The sequence below is a fragment of the Vibrio sp. OPT46 genome, from assembly GCF_015163535.1.
Lineage (GTDB): Bacteria > Pseudomonadota > Gammaproteobacteria > Enterobacterales > Vibrionaceae > Vibrio > Vibrio alginolyticus.
In genome coordinates this window covers 1-201 of the sequence record NZ_JADDYG010000894.1, presented here as the reverse complement: position 1 = coordinate 201, position 201 = coordinate 1, and the positions used below count along the sequence as shown (strand labels likewise).

General features: G+C 36.3%; 1 pseudogene. It reads left to right on the top strand.

From position 1 onward, the window contains the following. Positions 1-60: 60 nt before the first annotated feature. Positions 61-201: pseudogene (locus IQR33_RS35015) on the top strand (MFS transporter); the annotation flags it as partial.

Here is a 201-nt window from a genome sequence, read left to right as displayed (position 1 = left end):
CCTCTGGCTCTTTTTGTTGAGAATTACTCTCATATCTTTCTATTGTTTCTGCTTTCCTATATGTTATCTGTATACGTCGTAACCAAAAGGAATTTGGAATTGAATCGTAATGTATGGCTTCTATCCCTCTGCCAAGCCTTATTAATGACAGGGAATATTTTACTCATATCTGTTATTGCCCTTATTGGCAAAACACTTGCG